The sequence below is a fragment of the Tamlana crocina genome (assembly GCA_040429635.1).
Lineage (GTDB): Bacteria > Bacteroidota > Bacteroidia > Flavobacteriales > Flavobacteriaceae > Flavisericum > Flavisericum crocinum.
Genome location: CP158972.1, coordinates 126,007 through 147,035, shown reverse-complemented (window position 1 = coordinate 147,035; position 21,029 = coordinate 126,007). Strand labels below are relative to the sequence as shown.

Below are 21,029 nucleotides of genomic sequence, written 5' to 3'. Positions count from 1 at the left end.
ACATAAGAATTTATGTCATGCTGAAACGATTTCAGCATCTCAAAATTTAAAAACTTAATCAAAACAATTTTAAAAAATTGAAACGATTACTACTATTAGCCCTCATATTTCCCCATGTTATTCTGGCGCAGCATGCCATAAAAGGTGTGTTTTCCCCTCCCGAAGATTATAACGTGGCATTGTTGTACAAAGTGACGCCAACCATTTCAGAATATGTTGGCAACTCCGAAATAAATAGTAAAGATGGGCGTTTCGAAATTAAATTGGATTCCACAGCGGCTAAAGGGATGTACCGTTTGGTATATGCCATTCCGCAAGAGGATTACAATTTCGATATTATTTACAATGGAAAGGAAAGTGTTGAGCTGGTTTTTAATTCCGAAACGGGTGTAAAATTCACCAAATCGGTTGAAAATAAACTGTTGGAATATTACACTAGCAGCATGTCTAAAATTACCCAAAGCATTGGCAATTACTACCGAAAAAAAAGTAAAGACACCCTAGCTTTAAAAGCTATTTTTAAAACGCAACGGGAAGCACAGCTAAACTTCGAAAAGGCAGCCAAAGGTATGATTGCCCTCGAATTTATTAAGGCCAATAAACCGTTTATTCCCAATAAAGCTTTGGATGTTGAAACCTATATTAAGCAACTGGAAGCACATTATTTCGACCATGTCGATTTTACGAACAAAACACTGCAAAGCTCCAATTTATTGCAGGAAAAAATGCTGAATTTCGTTTTTGGGAAATCCTCAGAAACCAAAGACGATACCGAAACATACATTAGTAATATTGACGTGTTTTGTGGAAAAATGAAAGCGGCTCCTGCCAAAGTAAAACGTATTTTATTGGTGGATTTGTGGCAGCAAATGGCCGATTTGGGTCATGAGACTGTAGCCAACCACATTGCCGAAGCCTACCTGATGGATATTGCTGTTGCCTTAAACGACCAAGAATTGTTGCGTACGCTCATTCTTTATAAAGACCTTTCGATAGGTAGTGAAGCGCCCGATTTTAACCTTCAAGTAAAGGAAAACGGTCAGTTGGTCAATAAAAAACTCAGTACATTAAATGTGGCCAAAAATTATATTATTGTGTTTTGGAGCAGTACTTGTTCCCATTGTTTGGACGAAATCCCGCAATTATTAGAGTTTGTAAAACTTCAGAAATCAGGGGCTGTAAAAGTGGTTGCCATAGCCTTGGAAGACGAACCTGCCCAATGGAAAAAACTAATAGCCAAATTCCCGAATTTCATCCATGTGTACGGTAAGGGAAAATGGGATAACCCCATTGGCGATAGTTATGGTGTTACCGCCACGCCAACTTATTTTGTGTTGAATAAAAACAAGGAAATTATTGCCAAACCACAAGATTTCGAGGATTTAAAAGATTTTTTTGACGAAGAGGAGTAGCTCTAAAAATGATAAAAGGCATTTTCTAAATGATCGATTTTAAAACTTTTGTCTTCTTTCACAATCGCAATAATATCAAAGCGCACTTCTACATCTAAACAGTTTGTGGTAACGTATTCGTCAACAGCCTTTACCAAGCGCTGAATTTGCTTGGATTTTACAAAATCCTGCGGATTTCCAAAATCGGTGGTTGAGCGGGTTTTTACTTCAATAATAGCTAATATGTCACTTTTTTGGGCGATGATATCCACTTCGGCCTTGTCGAAACGGTAATTGCGTTCCACAATATCGTAACCGTTCTTCAAAAGAAAATCGACCGCCAATTGTTCACCTTTTTTTCCGAGTTGGTTGTGTTGTGCCATATAAATATCACCTAAAGTCAGTTTACAATTTACCCTTTTTTTGAAAGTGCTCCAACCCAAACGTTGAAACCCGCAACTCAGAACCCAAAACCTGGAACCAATTTACCCCCTAAACAAAAAGAAATCGTCTTTCATTCCTTCAATTTGAGCGTGTTCATTGGTCATAATATAATCAATGGCTTGCGAAGTAAAAGCGTCACCTTTCTTAGAGAGGGAAACCACTCGATTTTCAATGGAAATCATGTTGTTTTTTAGGGCGAGGTTCAACACTGTTTTGCTACGTACTTTTTGCCAATTGATATGTTCGTTGAGGTGGTTCACGTGGCGTTCACTTTCTTCGGTGTGGTTTTTTAAATGAAGCAAAAACGTAAGTAACGATACTTCGATACGCTGCTGTTTCTCGCGGTACAAAACGGCAATGATGCCTTTGCCTGGAGCGAATAAATATACGGCCAAAAACAATAATCCTAAAACGGTGGTAATAGATCCCGCAATGGAAGCGTCGAGCACATGTGCCAACCAGTATCCGGCAATGGCACTAAAAATTCCGAAGCCACAGGCGTAAAGAATCATGCGTTTTAAATCGGTAGTAAGTAGGTATGCTGCTGCGGCCGGGGCTATCATAAGCGCGACGACTAAAATAGCACCAACGGCATCAAAAGCTCCTACTGTAGTTACGGATGATACCGTCATTAAGCCATAGTGAATCACCGCTGGAGAAAAACCCAATGAAGCAGATAACCCGGCATCAAAGGTGCTGACTTTTAATTCCTTGAAAAACGTAGTTAATAAAATAAGGGTGATGCCTAAAATGCAGCCAATAATCCAAAGTGATTTTGGACCAACATCGGTTCCGGCTATAATCATTCGGTCGAATGGTGCAAAGGCCAATTCGCCCAATAATACGGCATCAACATCCAAATGAACGTCGTTGGCATGTTTTGCAATGAGAATCACTCCAATACTGAACAACACTGGAAACACTAGTCCAATGGCGGTGTCTTCTTTTACCAATCCGGTTTTTTGGATGTATTCCACCAAAACTACGGTGATAATGCCTGTTAAAGCCGCCAAAAGAATGAGTAGCGGTGAGTTTAAATCTTGTGTAATAAAGAAGCCCACAACAATGCCCGGTAAAATAGAATGGCTTATGGCATCACTAATCATGGCCATTTTTCGCAACACTAAAAAAGTGCCCGGAATGGCACAAGCTACGGCCACCAAACAGGCTATTAACTGTATTTCTATTTGCGCACTACTCATCGGTCTTGTTTTGTTGGTTGTACAGATTGGTAGCGGTTTTAAACCCTTCTTCGGTCAAACTCCACATGTTTCCCTCTAAAACCACATAGTTTTTGTTGACCAATTTTTGCAAAGTGCCTTTGGTGTAACCTTGAAAGTTGTTCAGGATTTTAATGGTGTGCGGATGTGAAATGTTGTCGTGTGTTGATGCGATGCGGTACATAAACGCCAAGGTTTTGTGAAGCTGCAAATCGCGACGATTTTTTATAAAACGGATTTGTTTGAAAAGCAATCCTCGGCTGGGCGAAAAAATAAAGGATACCAACACAAAAACGCCAGCTACAATAACAATAACAGGGCCGGTTGATAAATTGTTTTGGCTCGCGCTAACGGCTGTACCAAACACCCCGGAACATGCTCCGAAAACGGCCGCAAGAAAAACCATCGTGCCCAAACTGTTGGTCCATTGCCGGGCTGCGGCGGCAGGTGCCAAAAGCATGGCGCTCATCAATACCACGCCAACGGTTTGTAAGCCTAAAACAATGGCCAACACAATAAATGAGGTGATTAAAATATCAATAAATTTGGTGTTGAAGCCTAGTGTTTTGGTGTAATCGGCATCAAAAAGCAGGATTTTAAATTCTTTCCAAAACAGTAATAAAACCAATAAGCAAATGCCCGTTACAATAGCCATGAGCCACACGTCGCTTTCCACCAAAGTGGCTGCTTGGCCAAACAGGTAAGTGTCCAATCCCGCTTGGTTGGCATTGGGTTGCTTTTGAATGAAGGTGAGCAGCAACATACCAAACCCAAAAAACAATGATAAAATAAGTCCCAAGGCGGTATCGGATTTTAAATGTGTTTTTTTAATGATACCGCGAATCCAAAAGGTGCCAATTAATCCGCTTACTAATGCGCCTAGTAACAAAACGTTACTGTCTTTAGTTCCAGAAATCAAAAAAGCGATGGCAATGCCTGGAAGCGCAGCGTGCGAAATCGCATCACCCAAAAGGCTTTGTTTCCGCAGTACGGCAAAACTGCCCAGCATGCCAGTAACCGCTCCTAAAATGGCCGTGCCAAGGGTGATGGTGCGAAGGGTGTAATCGCTAAAAACGAGTTTTATGTATTCTGTTAGGTCTATTTGTCTATTTTTTTGTCATTGCGAGACTTTTTCAGTCGTGGCAATCTTTTAATTGGAACTTCATTTTAAAAGATTATCACGTCCTCTCGGTTATCATTGAAACTCCTCGTAATGACGATTATCTACTCCTGAACACTCACTTTATAATTGATGCCGTAGGTTTTGGTTAAGTTATCGTCATTAAAAATGTCCTTAACCGGGCCAGTGGCAATTTTCTTTACGTTTAAAAAGGTTACCCAATCAAAATATTCGGGAACGGTCTGTAAATCGTGGTGCACCACAATAACCGTTTTTCCTGCTTTCCTAAGGGCTTTTAAAATATTGATAATGGCTATTTCGGTGGAAGCATCAACACCTTGAAAGGGCTCGTCCATAAAATAAATGGAAGCGTTTTGTACCAATGCCCTGGCCAAAAATATACGTTGTTGCTGCCCGCCGGAAAGCTGACTAATTTGTCTGTTTTTAAATGGCAGCATGCCCACTTTTTCAAGGGCTTCCAAGGCTGCTTTTTTTTCTTTTTGTCCGGGGCGTTTTATCCAGCCTAAACTACCGTAAGTGCCCATCATCACAACATCTAAAGCCGTAGTGGGAAAATCCCAATCTACACTCCCTTTTTGGGGGACGTAGGCGACTTGGTCGCGTTGTTTGTCGTAGGGTTTTCCACAAATGCTAACGCTTCCGGCAATGGGTTTTAAAATGCCTAAAATGGATTTTATGAGAGTGGATTTTCCGGCGCCGTTTGGACCAACTATGGCCATAAGAACGCCTTCGGGGATTTCCAAATCGATATCCCAAAGCACGGGTTTGTAATTGTATGCTACGGTAAGGTCGTCTATTTGTACGGCAGTCACTCCTGCAGAAGCAGGAGTCTCTTTTTGGATTTTGTCATTTTTTTGTAACATAATTTCCTTTTAATGTTCATTTTGTCACGATACAAAACGAACCAAAAAATCATATCAAAAATAGGAAATTGCTTTGGCAACATTCCCTTTCAGAGTTTCGCGCTTGAAACTGCGTTTCGCGTCTTCACTCTTTCACTCATTATTTCTGCAGATTGATGATTCGGACTGCGTCCGAACTGGGGACTTGACTTTATGCTATTTTATTCAATACAAAATTAGTTTTTCGCTTTTTTCACTTCAACGCATTTACAATAGTATTCACGTTGTACTCAAACATACCAATATAAGTGCCTTCTTTGGTTCCCAAAGTTCCCAGTGCATCAGAGAATAATTCGCCGCCAATTTCAACATGATGGTTTTTAGAGTTGACCGCCGCTTGCAACGCCTCGATGGTGCGTTTGGGTACAGAACTTTCAACAAATATAGCTTTTACTTTATTTTCAATAATGAAGGCCGATAGCTTTTGAACGTCTTGAACTCCGGCCTCGGTAGCGGTTGATATGCCTTGCAAGCCTACCACTTCGAACCCAAAGGCTTTGCCAAAATAATTAAAGGCGTCGTGGGCCGTAACCAAAATGCGCTTGTCTTCGGGCAATGTGTTTATGGTCGCGGTTAGTTCGGTTTTTAAATTTTTTAATTGCTCGACGTATTTTGTTGCGTTTAATTGAAAGGCTTCTTTTTTGTCTGGAACCGCTTCTGAAAGGGTATTGGCAACAAAATGGGTGGCTTGGATCCAATAATCAATATTAAACCAAATGTGCGGATCGTAATTCGAAGCGAAATATTCCGAACCGATAAGTGTGCTTTTATCCAAAGCATCCGATATGGCCATCGTTTTTTTGGTTTTCATTTTTTCGAAAACCTCTACCAATTTACCTTCCAAATGCAGGCCGTTGTAAAAAATGATATCGGCACTGGCCAATTTTGTAACGTCGCCCTCGCTGGCTTTATATAGATGCGGGTCTACACCACTGCCCATCAAACCTTGAAGATTGATGTGGTCGCCACCAATGTTTTTAACCAAATCGGTAATCATGGTGGTTGTGGAGACTATGTTGAGTTTATCGTTCGATTTTTTTTCACTTTTGCAGCCGAATGTAAATACGATAAGGGATAAAAGGAGTATATGCTTTTTCATGTATTAAGTTTATGGCACATTTTTTCAGGTAGCTTACTTGTGATAGTTGAAGTTGCCTTTAGTTCGCCAAGCACCCATTATGGATTTCATTTTACCAAATTTAATTTAAAGTATAGCGTAAACCAAAAAATAGTCGTCTTCCTTGATTGGGTCCGTAAACGTATGATGGATCGAAGGTTAAGGCATACGGATTATCGTTTGTAGCTACAGCGTTTCCTTCGTTATCAAATTGTACGTTTTCATCAAAAGGATCGTGGGCACGGGCAATAATAAACGGGTTGCCTTTGTTGGGTGTCCAATTCAATAAATTTTTTACGCCACCATAGATTTCGAAGTTCTTTAAACCATCAAAAGTCAGTTGGATATTTTGAATGCTCCAATATGGCGATTCGGGCTGTCTTGGGTCTAAATCGCCCAAAAGCGGTAAACGCATGGGGCCGTAAAGGTTTCCGGTGTAATCTAACGTCAAATTGTATTTGTAATTTTTGTATGATGCTGCCCAGGTGCCTGTAAAGCTTTCGGTTAAAATTTGGCGTTCGGTAATCCCGTTTTCAGTTTTCGATACATCTTGGAGTGTGGCTCCGGCCAAAAGCTTTATACCGTTGGAAAACATAGCATCGACATTTAAACTAACCCCTTTGGTGATGGCTTTTCCGTCTAAATTATCATAAATAATTTGGTTGGGATTGGTGTCGTAATCGGGTAAAATGATATTGTTGAAATGCGTGTACCACGTGGAAGCATCCAACCCGATAATCACGCCGCTTTTGGTGAAAATTTTCGTCATATAATTTAAGTTGACGTTGTATGAGCGTTCGGGTTTTAGAGCTTCGGCAATAATGACGTCGCGAGCTCCGGTAAGTGCAGCATGTTCTTCGGTAAATAAATTCACTACTCTGAATCCGGTGCCGGCATTTAAACGGAAAATATCGTTTTTTGTAGGCTTGAATTTGTAAGCCACTCTTGGTGTAAAAATGTTACCGTGCCTTTTGTCGTAGTCATAGCGTGCGCCCAAAAGGAGGTTGTGTTTTTCGTTCAGTTTTATTTCGTCCTGAACAAAAAGGGACGGGATTACCAGTTCGTCCGCTTCAACAGTAGCAGGGGTGTTGTCGTTATAAAAATTGTAACGGGCGGCAGCACCGAACAATAAATCGTGATTTTTTACGGGTTTATCCCAAGTGAACTGCCCGAAGCCAATACGTTGGTCGGCAATATATGGGGTGTCGCCATATACCGAATTTTGATGGTGGTCGGTATATGAGAATTGGAACAGCACTTTTTCTTCAATGGGCAGTTGGTATTTTCCCAACACCTCAAAACGACTGGTGTAAATGCTCTCTCCGTAAACTTGGTCGCCACCTCGGAAGGAAGGGTTCCATTGTAATTCACCACCCCATCGGTCTTCGTAAAAATAGCGGCCTGCCAAAGAAAATACGCGATGGTTTGCTCGTTTGAAATTCCACTTTTGAAATACCGAAATACGGTCTTGAAGCGTTAAATCGGTGAAATTATCGTTGTTATTATCAACAGGATTGCTGTAATTAAAATAATTGATTCCTGTTAATATATCGGTTTTCGCTCCCAATCTGGCTTTAAAACCTAAATCGGTATTGACTTCGCCCCAACCGGAAACGTAGCTATCTGCGAACACAATAGGGGCATTTTCGGGCAGTTTGGTGATAATATTTATGAGTCCGCCAACAGCCTCACTACCATAAAGTGAAGAGGCGGGACCTTTTACAATTTCAATCTGTTCGATAAGCGAATTAGGGATTCCTGATAAGCCATAGACGGTTGATAGGCCGCTAACAATGGGCATCCCGTCAATAAGCACAAGCGTGTAAGGACCTTCGAGTCCGTTAATGTGGATATCGCCGGTATTGCAAACGTTACAGTTAATTTGTGGACGAACGCCGTTTACATTTTGTAAAGCTTCAAAAACACTTGGCGTAGGGTTTTTCTTTAAAAAGGTAGGAGTGTACACTTCAACTGGCACAGGACTTTCCAGTCTTGAAACCGCTTTTAGTGTTCCGGTAACCACCACTTCGTCGAGCATTTGCGATTCTTCCAAGTGAAAATTCAAAGTTAAATTTTCGCCCTTTACAGAAATTGGTTTCGTTTGGGTTTTGTATCCTGTAAACGACGCTGAAATTTGGTATTGTCCAGGCTCAATTCCGCTGATGTTAAAAACGCCATTTTCGTTGGCTGTGGCACCTTTTGAAATTTCTTTTAAGTATACGTTGGCGAAGGCCAAGGGCTCGCCATTTGAAAACACGCGGCCGCTAATGTTTTGTCCGAATAATGAGAATGAGACAAGGTTGATTAATAATATTAGATTTTTCACTTTATTATTTTTATATATGTGCATTTTTGTGCAAATATAAATATTAATTTAGATTGACCTAAAAATAGATTTAAAATAATGATTAAACTATATTTGCATTTAAATTAAAATAGGATGATAACGCTAACGGAAGAGAACTATATTAAAACCATTTATCAGTTGGGTAAATACGGCACTTTAACGGTGAGTACCAATAGTATTGCTGAAGCCATTGAAACCAAGGCTTCGTCGGTAACCGATATGGTTAAAAAATTGGCCGAAAAAGGATATGTGAATTACAAGCGTTATCAAGGGGCTACCTTAACGGGCAAAGGGAAAAAAATTGCTGCCGATGTGGTTAGAAAACATCGGTTGTGGGAAGTGTTTTTGGTTGAAAAGCTGAATTTCTCATGGGATGAGGTTCACGAAATAGCCGAACAATTGGAGCACATAAAATCGGAAAAGTTAATTAACGAACTCGATAAGTTGTTGGATTACCCTACCCACGACCCGCATGGCGACCCGATTCCGGATAAATCTGGCGATATTAAAAAATCGGATAAAGTGTTGCTGTTCAGTTTGACTGAAAATGCCAAAGGGGTTTGCGTAGGTGTAAAAGATACCTCGTCGGCCTTCCTAAAATATTTAGACAAACATAAGATTGCGTTAGGCTCGGAAATCAGTGTGGTGTCTCGCGAAGATTTTGATGATTCTATGGTGATTAAAATAAACGGTGCCGAAATGAGTATTTCGCAAACTGTGGCCAATAATTTGTTTGTTATAGAAGAATAAGTACCAACAAGAGGCTGTCTAAAAAGTCTTGAGGATAGTGATTTTGAGAGGAATCGAAAACATTGTCTTCTTTGTCTTTAATGCATTTCGACTGCGCTCAATGTGACAAATTACTTCAATTTAAACTTTTTAGGAAGCCTTTGGTTTTTTTAAAGTCTGCTGAGGTTTACTTTTTAAACCGTACTTGTTTTTTTATGGCTTTCGGAAATTTTTTGATGGGTGTTAATGTAAGTTGTTTGTAATAACATTCGGCCGCTTCGCTTTGTATTTGAATCTGGCCTTTATCTAAAATAGATCCGTCGTGTTTTTTGGCGTTTTCAACCACCATAACAACATGTCCGTTAATAAGGTGTACGGCATCATTGCCCACCACGTAAATTTCTAAATGGTTCCATTCGCCATGTGGGGCATCGTGTTCTGAAACGGCTTGAATATAACCTTTGCCTTCCGAATACATCTCAGCATTGGGATTATATTTCTTTTCTTTACTAAAATCGCCACGAATTTCAACCATGGGAGCACCTATTTTAGGTTTTGCAGTATTACCGCCTAAAGGAATAAAATCGCCAAAATCGGTTTCCTGAACTTGGTATTCCAAACTGGTTTTCCAAGTGTTCCAAAACCTGCCGTGATCACCGTAGCAATGGTACAAAATGCCACTGTCCCTTTTTTGGTCTAGTCTTGGTTCCCACTTTTTGTCGCCCCATTTAAACATAGCACTAAAATGGTAATTGGCATATTCTTTTTTTGTGGTGAGTCCGCCAAAAATTTCACCGGTAATTTTTAATACAGGTTCGCCATCTTGTTCAATTACAGAAAATACGTTTTTTAAATTGTTGTTTAGCCCAATGGGATCACCCGAATTCATTTTGTCTGATTGGTAGGTCCCTTCGGGAAGTCCTTTTACGGTTGAGTGCGGAATGCTCAACCAAATATCAAAATGACTTAAATCTTTATCGAGTAAGCTGATGGATTTTTTGGAACTTTGAGAAAAAGACACCAAGGTAAATGCAGAAAGTAAGCAGGCTAATAATACGTGTTTTTGTTTCATTATCTAGTTTGTTGGTTTTATGAAACCAAATATAGATAAATTAATTAATGGCAGCCACAATCGCCGTTGCTTCCGCAGGCCTTTTTGCTTTTAGGCTTTTTCCAAAAGAACTTTTTAACCAAAAATATAATGGCAAAACCTACGGCCGCAATTACAAGGGTATTTTGGATTATTGTGTTCATTGGAGGGTGATTTTTTTCTATTTCAAAAATTGAAAAGCCATTAAAGCTACAATATACGCAAACGAACTCATTATCACCAATTGCAGCACCGGCCATTTCCAGCTGTTGGTTTCTTTTTTTACAATGGCCAAAGTACTCATGCACTGCATGGCAAAAGCATAAAACAGGAGTAAAGAAATTCCTGAAGCAAAATTGAACAGTGGTCCGCCTAAAATAGGGTTGATTTCGGCAGCCATTCGGTTTTTTATCGTGGCTTCGTCGTCGCTACCCACACTGTAGATGGTTGCTAACGTGCCTACAAATACCTCGCGTGCGGCAAAACTGCTTACTATGGCAATGCCAATTTTCCAATCGTAGCCCAATGGACGGATAATGGGTTCGATGGCATGACCTGTTATTCCAATAAAAGAGTTTTCTAATTTATATGAAGCGATGTGTTGTTGCAGTTCGTCTTCCGAAAGGTTCTGTGAAGCGTATTCGGTAATGATAATCTCTTCGGCATTATTAAAATCGTCGCCCGGACCATAGGATGCCAAAAACCAGAGAATGATGGAGATGGCCAAAATAATTTTTCCTGCACCAAAAACAAACGATTTGGTTTTTTCAACCACGGTTAAAGCCACATTTTTAAATAGAGGTAATTTATAATTGGGCATTTCTACCACAAAAAACGATTTGCTTCTAATTTTTAAAATCTTGTTTAAAATATAGGCTGAACCTACCGCTGTTCCAAATCCTAAAAGATAGAGTAGCATGAGTGTTAAGGCTTGATAACCCAAACCTAAAAAGCGCCCTTCTGGAATAACCAACGAAATAATAATTAAATACACTGGAAGTCTGGCCGAACAAGTGGTAAATGGCGTTACCAAAATGGTGATTAAGCGTTCTTTCCAACTTTCAATATTCCTGGTGGCCATTACCGCGGGAATAGCACATGCCGTACCCGAAATGAGCGGCACCACGCTTTTTCCGCTAAGGCCGAAACGACGCATAATACGATCCATTAAAAATACTACCCGACTCATATAACCGCTTTCTTCGAGTACTGAAATGAACAAAAACAAAAAGGCAATTTGTGGAATGAAAATCACTATGCCGCCAAGTCCCGGGATAATGCCTTCGGCCAGCAAATCGGTAAAAGCTCCGGCTGGCAATTGGTTTTTTGACCATTCGCTTAATGAAGCAAAAGTTTCGTCAATAAAATCCATGGGAACCCCCGACCAATCGTAAATGGCCTGAAACATGAGTAGGAGTATGAAAAAGAAAATGGCGTAGCCCCAAATTTTATGGGTTAACACCCTATCGAGTTTAGAGCGCAAATCCTTTGCTTTGGTAGCATCAATGGCATGCCCCTTTTTTAAGGCGTTGTTTATAAATTGGTAACGTTTAATGGTTTCCTTTTGCTGTAAACGCTTAAGGTCAGCTTTGTTTTTGGTTTTAAAATTGGCGACCGTTTCAATTTCGTTGCGATCGGTTTTTCCGAAGTTGACATCTTGCGTAATCACCAACCAAAGTTTGTACAATAATTGGTTTGGGAAGGCTTTGTGTAAGCTGTTGAAATAATCTTTGTCAATTTCAGCGGAGTCCAAACATGGTTTTGTCGAAAGGTCTTTGTAGCCTTCAATAAGTTGTTTAAGCTCGTCGATGCCTTGTTTTTTTCGGGTGCTCACTAAAGCAATTTTTGTGTTGAGCTGTTCTTCCAAATGCGGAATATCCAACGAAATACCTTTGTAGGCCATGCGGTCGGCCATGTTAATGACTAACAATGTTGGGATTTCCAAATCCTTGATTTGGGTGAAAATAAGCAAGTTTCGCTTTAGGTTTTCCACATCGCTCACCACAACGGCCACATCAGGAAAATCTTTGTCATTTTTATTTAAAAGGAGTTCGATTACAACGCTCTCATCCAATGACGAAGCATTAAGGCTGTACGTTCCGGGTAAATCGATAATGTGGGCTTTTAATCCACGTGACAATTTGCAAACCCCTTCTTTTTTTTCGACGGTAATACCCGGGTAATTACCCACCTTTTGGTTTAATCCGGTAAGGGCGTTAAATACAGATGTTTTTCCGGTATTGGGATTGCCGATAAGGGCAACGTTAATTTGTTTACCCATGCGACACTTTTTCAATTAGTATGTGCGCAGCGGTTTCTTTTCGAATGGCCAAATGCGAGCCGTTAATGTTAAGGTACATGGGGTCTTGAAAAGGCGCCACTTGAACAAGCTGTACGGTATTACCAGGCAGGCAACCCATTTCCAGTAATTTTAAGGGAATATGGATGGACGAAACATCTGTAATTACGGCTATTTCGCCTCGTTTTAAATGTGCTAAGGTATTCTGCAAGCTTATTTAGATTGATTTTAAAGAGGCAAAAGTAAGGGAAAAATTTAGGCTAAAAAAATTGTTGTGAATATTAAGAGCCTGTTTAGGAATTTGTCAATTGTTTTCTTATGTCCCTTTTTGTGCATTTCTGCGTTGAAATTTTGAACCGTAGCTGAGGCTATGCTTAAAAATTCCGCCTCGAACTTCATCAAAAATGGTCTATAACAATTCCAATCATAAATTCTTAAACAGGCTCTAACTATTTTAACGGTTGTATTCTTCCTTTAAAATTTCAATTTCATTTAGTAAACGTTCAATTTCAGCGGGGTCGGTGCCATCGTAAAATCCGCGGATTTGTCGTTTTTTATCAATGAGCATGAAATTTTCGGTATGAATCATATCGTACGGGCCGTCAAACGGATTGTCCTTTACTGCCAAATAGCTCTTTCGCGCCAAATCGTAAATTTGTTTTTTGTCGCCCGTAACCAAGTTCCATTTTTTATCGTTTACGCCTTTCTTTTTAGCATAGCGTTTTAGCTGTGCCACGGTGTCAATTTCGGGAGTTACGGAATGCGACAACAGCATTATTTCGTCGTCGTTCAAAATTTCCTTTTGGATTTTCGCCATGTGGTCGGTCATAATGGGGCAAATGGTCTGGCAGGTGGTAAAAAAGAAATCAGCCACGTAAATTTTGTCTTTATAATCGGCCTGGGTTATGGTTTTTCCGTTTTGGTTAATTAAACTAAAGTCGGCTATTTTGTGGTATTTCTTTTTGTATTGTAGGGTACTGTCAACAAGTTCGGTGCTTACCATGGTTGGTTGGTAAATCGGTAAGGGGCGGTACACATTTAGCGTATTGTAAATAATAAAAACGATAATAACAGAAATGGCTAAAAAAACAATAGCAAACCGCTTGTATTCCTTAAAAAAAGATAGCATTGAAAATATAATTTTAGCAAAAATACAACGATTTTTCTGTTGAAAACACTTCGTGCCATCTTAAATTACAGTTAAAAACGGTTGCATTCTTCAATAGTCTTTTATAAAGTTGGTTTAAAACCTTACTTTTGTGCGATTGTAAAAAAATTGTTAGACACTATTTATGGAGTTTGTTATAAAAATATCACAGTTTTTGTTAAGCCTTTCGTTGCTCATCGTTCTGCACGAATTGGGGCATTTTATCCCGGCAAAGGCTTTTAAAACAAGGGTTGAAAAGTTTTACCTCTTTTTCGATGTGAAGTTTTCATTGTTCAAAAAGAAGATTGGTGAAACCGTATATGGTATTGGTTGGTTGCCGCTTGGGGGCTATGTGAAAATTTCTGGAATGATTGACGAAAGTATGGATACCGAGCAAATGGCACAAGAACCACAGCCATGGGAATTCCGTTCGAAACCAGCCTGGCAGCGATTAATTATTATGCTTGGCGGCGTAACTGTAAACTTCCTTTTAGCGATTTTAATCTATATTGGTATGAGCTTTTTTTACGGAGAAAGCGTATTGCCGATTGAAAATATAAAAGACGGATTGGCCATTGAAAGTACCGTAGCCAACAAAGCAGGTTTGCAAACCGGTGATAAAATTTTGGCGGTTGATGGCGAAAAAATTGAAACCTTCTCACAGATTTCTGAAAAGGTGCTATTCGGAAAAGAAGTGTTGATTGAGCGTGATGGTGTGCAATCGACCATAACAATGCCAGAAGACTTTTTAGCTCAGTTAATGGACTCGAAAGAACGTGGTTTTATAAGCTTAAGGCAGCCATTTATTGTGATGCAAGTTCCGGATACGTCTTACAACAAGGCCAGCGGATTGCAAAAAGGCGACATACTTTTAGCGCTTAACGATTATAAAACCAAATATGCCGATCAGGTTAGAGACGGTTTAGAACAATTTAAAGGTCAGGAAGTAACTGCAACCGTAAAACGTGAAAACCAGAGTTTATCGTTACCGTTAAAAGTTAGCGACGAAGGGAAATTGGGGGTTGTGTATGCTGCGGCATCAACCCCAGAAACTTTAGAGGCTTTGGGTTATTACGATTACCAAACTAAAGATTACGGATTTTTTGAAGCTATTCCGGTTGGAATGCATAAAGCCAAAGAACGTGTGGCATCATATTGGGACCAATTAGGAGCTATTTTTACGCCAAGTACAGGGGCTTACAAAGGCGTAGGAGGCTTTAAGGCCATTTACGATATCTTCCCGAGTTTTTGGAGCTGGCAAGCGTTTTGGAGCATTACAGCCTTTTTATCGATTATGTTGGGCGTATTGAACCTATTGCCCATTCCGGCCTTGGATGGCGGCCACGTGATGTTTTTACTTTACGAAATGGTTTCTGGAAGAAAGCCGGGCGATAAGTTTATGGAGTATGCGCAAATGGTTGGTTTCTTTATTTTAATAGCCTTAGTGTTGTTTGCAAATGGCAATGATATTTATAAAGCGATTTTTAATTAAAATTTTTTTTAAAAAGTATTGCGAGAACTAAAATAATATATATCTTTGCGCTCGCAAAAGCGAAACAAAACCTTCCTCAGTAGCTCAGTTGGTTAGAGCATCTGACTGTTAATCAGAGGGTCGCTGGTTCGAGCCCAGCCTGAGGAGCAAACAAAGACTTTACAGAAATGTAAGGTCTTTTTTGTTTTATGCAAAGGCTCCATAGTTCAAGGGATAGAACAAAAGTTTCCTAAACTTTAGATCCAGGTTCGAATCCTGGTGGAGTCACTCTTCTTTTAGTGAAATCTGTGGAAAGGCTCTTTGTTTTCGGTGTGCCTTTTAAAATAGGTGCATTTTACTTTTCCGACCAAACAGCCAATTCATTCCCCGAAGGATCTAAAAAATGAAACCGTCTGCCACCGGGAAACGAGAAAATATCTTTTGAAATCGTTCCGTTGTAAGAAATAATCCTGCTTTTTATAGTGTCAAGATTTTCATGGTAAAGTACCACCAAAGCACCATTTACAATTTCATGGTCGGTTTTCTCGAAGCCGCCTTCAAGCCCACTATCTGCAAAGGCAATGTATGTCGCCCCATAATCGGTAAATGCCCAGCCAAATGCTTCAGAATAAAATTGTTTGGTTTGCTCTAAATTATAGGCTTTGAGTTCAATGTAATTGATGTGGCTATTTTTAGGCATAAAACGGATAACAAATGGTTCTTAAAAACAAAATCAATCCAACCGTTCGGTGAGTTTTTTAAATACCTTTTTGGGGTTTTTGTTTTCATAAAGCACATCGTAAACGGCATCGATAATAGGGGTTTGTGCCTTTTTCTTGTTTTTTTGGTTAAGTTGGTAGGCGCTTTTGGTAGCGTAATAGCCTTCGGCCACCATGCTCATTTCCATTTGTGCCGATTTAACCGTGTAACCTTTTCCGATCATATTACCGAACATGCGGTTGCGCGAAAAAACCGAATAGCCCGTAACCAACAAATCGCCCAGATAAGCCGAGTTGTTAATGTTGCGTTTCATTTTATGTACTTTTTTAATGAAACGTTTCATTTCGCGAATGGAGTTACTCATTAAAACACTTTGAAAATTATCGCCGTAACCCAGTCCGTGGGCAATACCAGCGGCAATGGCATAAATGTTTTTAAGCATAACGGCGTATTCAATACCGATAATATCGTCACTGGTTTTGGTGTTGATATAGTCGCTGCTTAAACTTTTGGCAATGGCTTTAGCTTTGTTCTCGTCTGAGCACGAAATGGTAAGGTAAGATAAGCGCTCTAAGGCTACCTCTTCTGCGTGACAAGGGCCAGCAATTACAGCAATGTTGTCGTATGGTACATTGTAAGCCTCATGAAAATGTTCCCCTACCAATAAACCGGTTTCGGGCATAATACCTTTTACGGCAGAGACAATGATTTTGTTGGAAATATCAACATTCAGCTTTTCCAATTCACTGTGGACAAACGCAGATGGGATTACAAAAATTAAAACATCGGCATATTCGGCCATTTCGTTGATATCGTTACTCAGTTTTAATTGTTCCAAATGAAACTCCACCGAACTAAGATAATTGGGGTTGTGCTGTTCTCTCAACAAATGTTCCTTGGTGTAAACACTTCGCATGTACCAACCAATTTCATCTAAATTTTCGCAAAGCATTTTTACAATGGCCGTAGCCCAGCTACCAGCCCCAAAAACCGCATATTTTAAAGGTTTATCCATAAAAAATAAAATCTTTTCTCTTCAAAAATACGCAAAATATCACGCTTTTTTAAGATTGCAAAACAATAGCCTAGGGTTTTTTGGCACGCGTTTTGAAACCCATTAACAGAATCCCTAAAAATGTTTGATTATGAAGACCATAAAAATACTTTTCAGCGTTGCCTTATTTGCTACATTATTTACATCGTGCTATAGTGAAGTTATAGTTGAAGAACGGGTAATAGTAGATGATTTTGAAGAACCCGGAATTTCAATAAACCAATTATTGGGCGCTTACGAATTATGGTATGTTGATATTAACGCTACCAAAGGTTACGGTACAACGCCATTTCTGCAAAAGGCTTTTACCATTTCGTTTAGAAACGGTATCGTTTATGCAAATAACAATATTGTAGGTTTGGGCGATAGTGGCAACGGCTTTGGTATTGATGTGGGCGAGTATGATGCTTACGAAATGATTTTGGATGTAAATCACGATATTGATGGATTTGAAACTTTTGATGTGTACGAAATAGATAATAATACCATTGAACTTTACAACCCCAATAACGATACTTCGTATTTTTTAGATGGTTACCAGCGCAATAATTTCGATTACGATTTTGTGTTTTATGATAATATACATTATTTCCTTCAGGAATATGAAGCTTGGGAAAAGACCTTTACCAGTAACTACGGTGCGTTAAATGAGTTTGATAACGAAAACTACTTGCAGTTTTTGGCCGGAGGCAACGACATCGAGTTTAGAAGCTCGCAAGATGAACCAGGAACTGCCGTGAGTAACCTAATATGGGATTACACGGGAGTATATGGAGTTGGCGATGTGGCTGGAGATTTCTATCTGAAAACTTTAACATTAGATTATGATTCTTGGGGCAATGAACATTTTGAATTGAGCGTTATTAATGACGGAAAGATTGAGTTGTTCCACCCGGCATCTGAAACGGTATATGAATTTGAAGGCAGGGGGTATATTCAATACCTAAAATCATCAGAAAAGAAGGAGACGCGTTCTGCTCCAAAGAATGAAATGCGTAAGCATAGAAAAGATAAAGTGGACAACCCTAGAGAAAGTAAAAGAGGTTAATAATAAAAATTTTTGGTTGGTTATTTAGTTTAGAAACCGTTTAAAACACTTTGTTTTAGGCGGTTTCTTTTTCTTTTTAACCTTTCGGTTTCAGTATCGCTTTTTAAGGTGATTTAAAGTTGGGGCTAGCTTGGTTTTAATTTAATGTGACTATTTTTTGTTTCGAAAAGTACCAAACCTTAAAACAAATTTTGGGATTATTTACGTTTATTAAAAATGCAGGCGCAAAAGTATTTGGCATAGGAAAGACCAATGCTGAAGCTGCAGCAAAAGAATTAAAATTAGAAGAAGCCAGTGCCCAAAACCTAGAAGAAACTATCAGCGATTTAGGTTTAAAAGTAGAACATCTCAATATCGTTATCGACGACAACAAGGCTACGGTTACAGGAGCTGCTTACGATCAAGCTACAAAAGAAAAAGTGGTGTTGGTAATTGGAAACTCAAATGGTATTGGCACTGTTGATGACCAAATGACTGTTGAAAACGTAGAGCCTGAAGCGTAGTTTCATACTGTGGTAAGCGGAGATACCCTAGGAAAAATAGCAAAGAAATTTTATGGAAACGCCATAAAATACCCCGTTATTTTTGAAGTAAATAAACCAATGCTTAAAGATCTAGATAAAATTTATCACGGTCAAGTATTGCGAATCCCGGCACTTGACTAGCAAGAACTTAGTTAATAGCAGCTAGACATGTTAGTTTTGGCCAGCTCTTTTATGGGCTGGCTTTTTTATCTGTAAAAATTCATTTCGTCTAAGTATTTCCAAACGTGCTGTGGCAACATGGGTTCAACGTTTTTACCAGCTTTTATACTTTTACGGATAAAGGTTGAAGACAGTTCCATAATTGGGGCGTTGATAAAATGGATTTTTTTATGCCCGTGGAATTGGTTGTCTATTCTATTGTCCGAAATTCTCGGATACACATAAAGGTCGTGATTTTCTAGTATAACCTCATAGTTTTTCCATTTATGGAAACTTTTTAGGTTGTCTTCACCCATAATCAATGCAAATTCATGCTGCGGAAACTTTTCGTGCAAATGCGCTAAAGTGTTTACCGTGTAGTTGGGTTGCGGTAAATTAAATTCAATATCGCTGGGTTTTAGGCTGTCGTAATCTTGTGTGGCCAAGTAAACCATTTCCAGACGTTGGTAATTATCTAAAAGAGTGCTTTTCTTTTTAAACGGACTGTGTGGAGTAACCACAAACCAAACTTGATCTAAATCGCTGTGTTCGGCCATGTGGTTGGCAATAACCAAGTGCCCGATATGAATGGGGTTGAATGAACCAAAAAACAAACCAATTTTCAAAACGGGGTGGGTTTTAAGAATTTATAAAATCACTGACTTTTTCGTGGGCTTCTTCTAGAGCGTGGTCCAAATTGTCATTAATAATTATGGTATCGAAAAGGGGGGCGGTGGCCAGCTCGGCAGAGGCCTTGGCTACACGCATATTTATTTTGTCCTCGCTTTCGGTTTTGCGCTTTTTCAACCTTATTTTCAATTCATCCACACTTGGTGGCTTCACGAAAATAGCCAAGGTTTCCTTTGGGAATTTACGTTTTATACGCAGACCACCAGAAACATCAATATCAAAAATAACGTTTTTGCCCAGTGCCCAGATACGCTCCACTTCGGTTTTTAAAGTACCGTAAAAATTATCGCGATACACTTCTTCCCATTCCAAAAATTCATCGTTTTTAATTTTGCTTTTGAATTCTTTAGCCGACAGAAAATAGTAATCTTTGCCGTGCTCTTCGGTACCTCGTTTTTCTCTTGAAGTGGCCGAAATGGAAAACTCCAGATTCAAATCTTCCAAGTCCAACAAGTGCCTAACTATTGTGGTTTTTCCAGAGCCTGATGGTGCTGAAAATACAATGAGTTTACCTTGTTTTTTATCTTGACCTGTTGCCAATTTTTGTTTTTTTTAAAGTACGTTGAGTAACTGTTCCTTTATCTTTTCGAGTTCGTCTTTCATTTGTACCACCAATTGTTGCATGGGTGCATAATTACTTTTTGAACCTATGGTATTGATTTCGCGACCCATTTCCTGACTAATAAACCCTAGTTTTTTCCCGTTGGATTCTTTGGAGTTTATCGAATCGGTAAAATAATTAAGGTGGTTTTTTAAGCGCACTTTTTCTTCGGTGATATCGAATTTTTCAATGTAATAAACCAATTCCTGTTCAAATCGGTTTTCGTCGTATTTTTCTTTTAGTTCTTCAACGCCTTTTAGCAATCGTTCGCGAACACCTTTTACACGCTCGGGATCCATGGCAACAACTTGCTCAAGAATCGAATCGATAGCAATAACCCGTTCATTGAAATCCTGTTCCAGCACTTTGCCTTCGTTTAATCGGTGGTTAATCAAATCTTCAGTGGCATTGTCAGCGGCTGTTTCAATAGCCTGCCATTCGTTTTCGTCAATTTCTTCGCGAACGGTATTCAATGCATCGGGGAACCTGATGGCCATTTTTAAAAGATCTAGTTCGTTGGCATCCACAACTTCTTTTAATTGAGCCATATATTGTTTAACGGCAGGTGTGTTGATTTGCGACGAAGTATCTTCTGCAGTGGTTTCAACATATATTGAAAAATCGATTTTGCCACGCACCAACTTGTTGGCGAGTTTTTTCCGAATGGTCAATTCTTTTTCTCTGTAAACGGAAGGCATTCGCGCATTCAAGTCTAAATTTTTGCTGTTAAGCGATTTTAACTCAATGGTTATTTTTTTTGTGGGGAGTTGCAACACAGATTTTCCATAACCTGTCATCGAATAGATCATAATCGCATTTTTAAAGATGCACAAAGGTAATAAAACTAAAGAATTGAAGGATTCCAAACGCTTTTAAATGCTTAAAGTTTTAAATGTAATTTAGTTTATATAGCCTTTAAGGCTATTTACTTGGGT

At 39.3% G+C, this 21,029-nt stretch carries 20 protein-coding genes, 2 tRNA genes and 1 pseudogene; 7 read left to right on the top strand and 16 right to left on the bottom strand.

Annotated features, from left to right (window positions below; all coding sequences use genetic code 11):
- The first annotated feature begins 77 nt into the window (after positions 1-77).
- Positions 78-1,412, top strand: coding sequence for a TlpA disulfide reductase family protein (locus ABI125_00625; protein XCF06377.1), 1,335 nt, complete (start codon positions 78-80; stop codon positions 1,410-1,412).
- A 2-nt stretch (positions 1,413-1,414) separates the two neighbouring features.
- Here ABI125_00625 and ABI125_00620 read toward each other — a convergent pair whose 3' ends face one another.
- From ABI125_00620 to ABI125_00595, 6 genes are all read right to left on the bottom strand, one after another.
- Entirely contained in the window at positions 1,415-1,774 is a 360-nt protein-coding gene (locus ABI125_00620; protein ID XCF06376.1) for a YraN family protein, read from the bottom strand.
- 102 nt (positions 1,775-1,876) lie between these two features.
- Positions 1,877-3,037 (bottom strand): metal ABC transporter permease, encoded by a 1,161-nt coding sequence (locus ABI125_00615; GenBank protein XCF06375.1) that lies wholly within the window; start codon positions 3,035-3,037, stop codon positions 1,877-1,879.
- The gene (locus tag ABI125_00610; protein ID XCF07924.1) at positions 3,030-4,157 is read right to left on the bottom strand and encodes an iron chelate uptake ABC transporter family permease subunit; all 1,128 of its coding nucleotides are present in this window, start codon (positions 4,155-4,157) and stop codon (positions 3,030-3,032) included. Before ABI125_00610 ends, ABI125_00615 begins: the two co-directional genes overlap by 8 nt.
- Positions 4,158-4,279: 122 nt before the next feature.
- Entirely contained in the window at positions 4,280-5,059 is a 780-nt protein-coding gene (locus ABI125_00605) for a metal ABC transporter ATP-binding protein (GenBank protein ID XCF06374.1), read from the bottom strand.
- Positions 5,060-5,291: 232 nt separating this feature from the next.
- On the bottom strand, positions 5,292-6,197 hold the full coding sequence (locus ABI125_00600) for a zinc ABC transporter substrate-binding protein (protein XCF06373.1): 906 nt from the start codon (positions 6,195-6,197) through the stop codon (positions 5,292-5,294).
- A gap of 100 nt (positions 6,198-6,297) precedes the next feature.
- Positions 6,298-8,565 carry a TonB-dependent receptor gene (locus tag ABI125_00595; protein ID XCF06372.1) on the bottom strand — a complete coding sequence of 756 codons (2,268 nt, stop codon included), beginning with the start codon at positions 8,563-8,565 and terminating at the stop codon, positions 6,298-6,300.
- 93 nt (positions 8,566-8,658) lie between these two features.
- Between ABI125_00595 and ABI125_00590 the strand changes: the two genes are divergently transcribed.
- Positions 8,659-9,312 carry a metal-dependent transcriptional regulator gene (locus ABI125_00590; GenBank protein ID XCF07923.1) on the top strand — a complete coding sequence of 218 codons (654 nt, stop codon included), beginning with the start codon at positions 8,659-8,661 and terminating at the stop codon, positions 9,310-9,312.
- Between the two features lie 166 nt (positions 9,313-9,478).
- Here the strand turns inward: ABI125_00590 and ABI125_00585 are convergent, their stop codons facing one another.
- The 5 genes from ABI125_00585 to ABI125_00565 form a co-directional block, all read right to left on the bottom strand.
- On the bottom strand, positions 9,479-10,363 hold the full coding sequence (locus ABI125_00585) for a DUF1080 domain-containing protein (protein XCF06371.1): 885 nt from the start codon (positions 10,361-10,363) through the stop codon (positions 9,479-9,481).
- Positions 10,364-10,407: 44 nt separating this feature from the next.
- Positions 10,408-10,545 carry a FeoB-associated Cys-rich membrane protein gene (locus ABI125_00580; GenBank protein ID XCF06370.1) on the bottom strand — a complete coding sequence of 46 codons (138 nt, stop codon included), beginning with the start codon at positions 10,543-10,545 and terminating at the stop codon, positions 10,408-10,410.
- A gap of 17 nt (positions 10,546-10,562) precedes the next feature.
- Positions 10,563-12,662 (bottom strand): ferrous iron transport protein B, encoded by a 2,100-nt coding sequence (gene feoB / locus ABI125_00575; protein ID XCF06369.1) that lies wholly within the window; start codon positions 12,660-12,662, stop codon positions 10,563-10,565.
- Positions 12,655-12,891 (bottom strand): FeoA family protein, encoded by a 237-nt coding sequence (locus tag ABI125_00570; GenBank protein ID XCF06368.1) that lies wholly within the window; start codon positions 12,889-12,891, stop codon positions 12,655-12,657. Before ABI125_00570 ends, feoB begins: the two co-directional genes overlap by 8 nt.
- 243 nt (positions 12,892-13,134) lie before the next feature.
- Positions 13,135-13,809, bottom strand: a complete 675-nt coding sequence (locus ABI125_00565; GenBank protein XCF06367.1) for an SCO family protein — start codon at positions 13,807-13,809, stop codon at positions 13,135-13,137.
- Positions 13,810-13,972: 163 nt separating this feature from the next.
- On the opposite strand from ABI125_00565, the gene rseP reads away from it, so the two are divergent.
- The 3 genes from rseP (at position 13,973) to ABI125_00550 (ending at position 15,586) form a co-directional block, all read left to right on the top strand.
- The gene (rseP, locus tag ABI125_00560; GenBank protein ID XCF06366.1) at positions 13,973-15,319 is read left to right on the top strand and encodes an RIP metalloprotease RseP; all 1,347 of its coding nucleotides are present in this window, start codon (positions 13,973-13,975) and stop codon (positions 15,317-15,319) included.
- A gap of 73 nt (positions 15,320-15,392) precedes the next feature.
- Positions 15,393-15,466, top strand: a tRNA-Asn gene (locus tag ABI125_00555).
- Positions 15,467-15,514: 48 nt separating this feature from the next.
- A tRNA-Arg gene (locus ABI125_00550) sits at positions 15,515-15,586 on the top strand.
- Between the two features lie 67 nt (positions 15,587-15,653).
- Here ABI125_00550 and ABI125_00545 read toward each other — a convergent pair.
- Both ABI125_00545 and ABI125_00540 read right to left on the bottom strand, forming a co-directional pair.
- Complete coding sequence (locus tag ABI125_00545) at positions 15,654-15,998, bottom strand: VOC family protein (protein ID XCF06365.1); 345 nt, start codon at positions 15,996-15,998, stop codon at positions 15,654-15,656.
- A 33-nt stretch (positions 15,999-16,031) separates the two neighbouring features.
- Positions 16,032-17,033 (bottom strand): NAD(P)H-dependent glycerol-3-phosphate dehydrogenase, encoded by a 1,002-nt coding sequence (locus ABI125_00540; protein XCF06364.1) that lies wholly within the window; start codon positions 17,031-17,033, stop codon positions 16,032-16,034.
- A gap of 130 nt (positions 17,034-17,163) precedes the next feature.
- Between ABI125_00540 and ABI125_00535 the strand changes: the two genes are divergently transcribed.
- Complete coding sequence (locus ABI125_00535; GenBank protein XCF06363.1) at positions 17,164-18,120, top strand: nicotinic acid mononucleotide adenyltransferase; 957 nt, start codon at positions 17,164-17,166, stop codon at positions 18,118-18,120.
- A gap of 191 nt (positions 18,121-18,311) precedes the next feature.
- Positions 18,312-18,785 (top strand): annotated as a pseudogene (gene lysM, locus ABI125_00530) (peptidoglycan-binding protein LysM).
- 65 nt (positions 18,786-18,850) lie between these two features.
- Here the strand turns inward: lysM and nadD are convergent.
- The 3 genes from nadD to ABI125_00515 are packed head-to-tail and all read right to left on the bottom strand — an operon-like array spanning position 18,851 to position 20,903.
- Positions 18,851-19,429 carry a nicotinate (nicotinamide) nucleotide adenylyltransferase gene (nadD, locus tag ABI125_00525; GenBank protein ID XCF06362.1) on the bottom strand — a complete coding sequence of 193 codons (579 nt, stop codon included), beginning with the start codon at positions 19,427-19,429 and terminating at the stop codon, positions 18,851-18,853.
- Positions 19,430-19,442: 13 nt separating this feature from the next.
- The gene (gene gmk, locus ABI125_00520; GenBank protein XCF06361.1) at positions 19,443-20,033 is read right to left on the bottom strand and encodes a guanylate kinase; all 591 of its coding nucleotides are present in this window, start codon (positions 20,031-20,033) and stop codon (positions 19,443-19,445) included.
- 12 nt (positions 20,034-20,045) lie between these two features.
- The gene (locus tag ABI125_00515) at positions 20,046-20,903 is read right to left on the bottom strand and encodes a YicC/YloC family endoribonuclease (GenBank protein XCF06360.1); all 858 of its coding nucleotides are present in this window, start codon (positions 20,901-20,903) and stop codon (positions 20,046-20,048) included.
- Positions 20,904-21,029 lie beyond the last annotated feature (126 nt).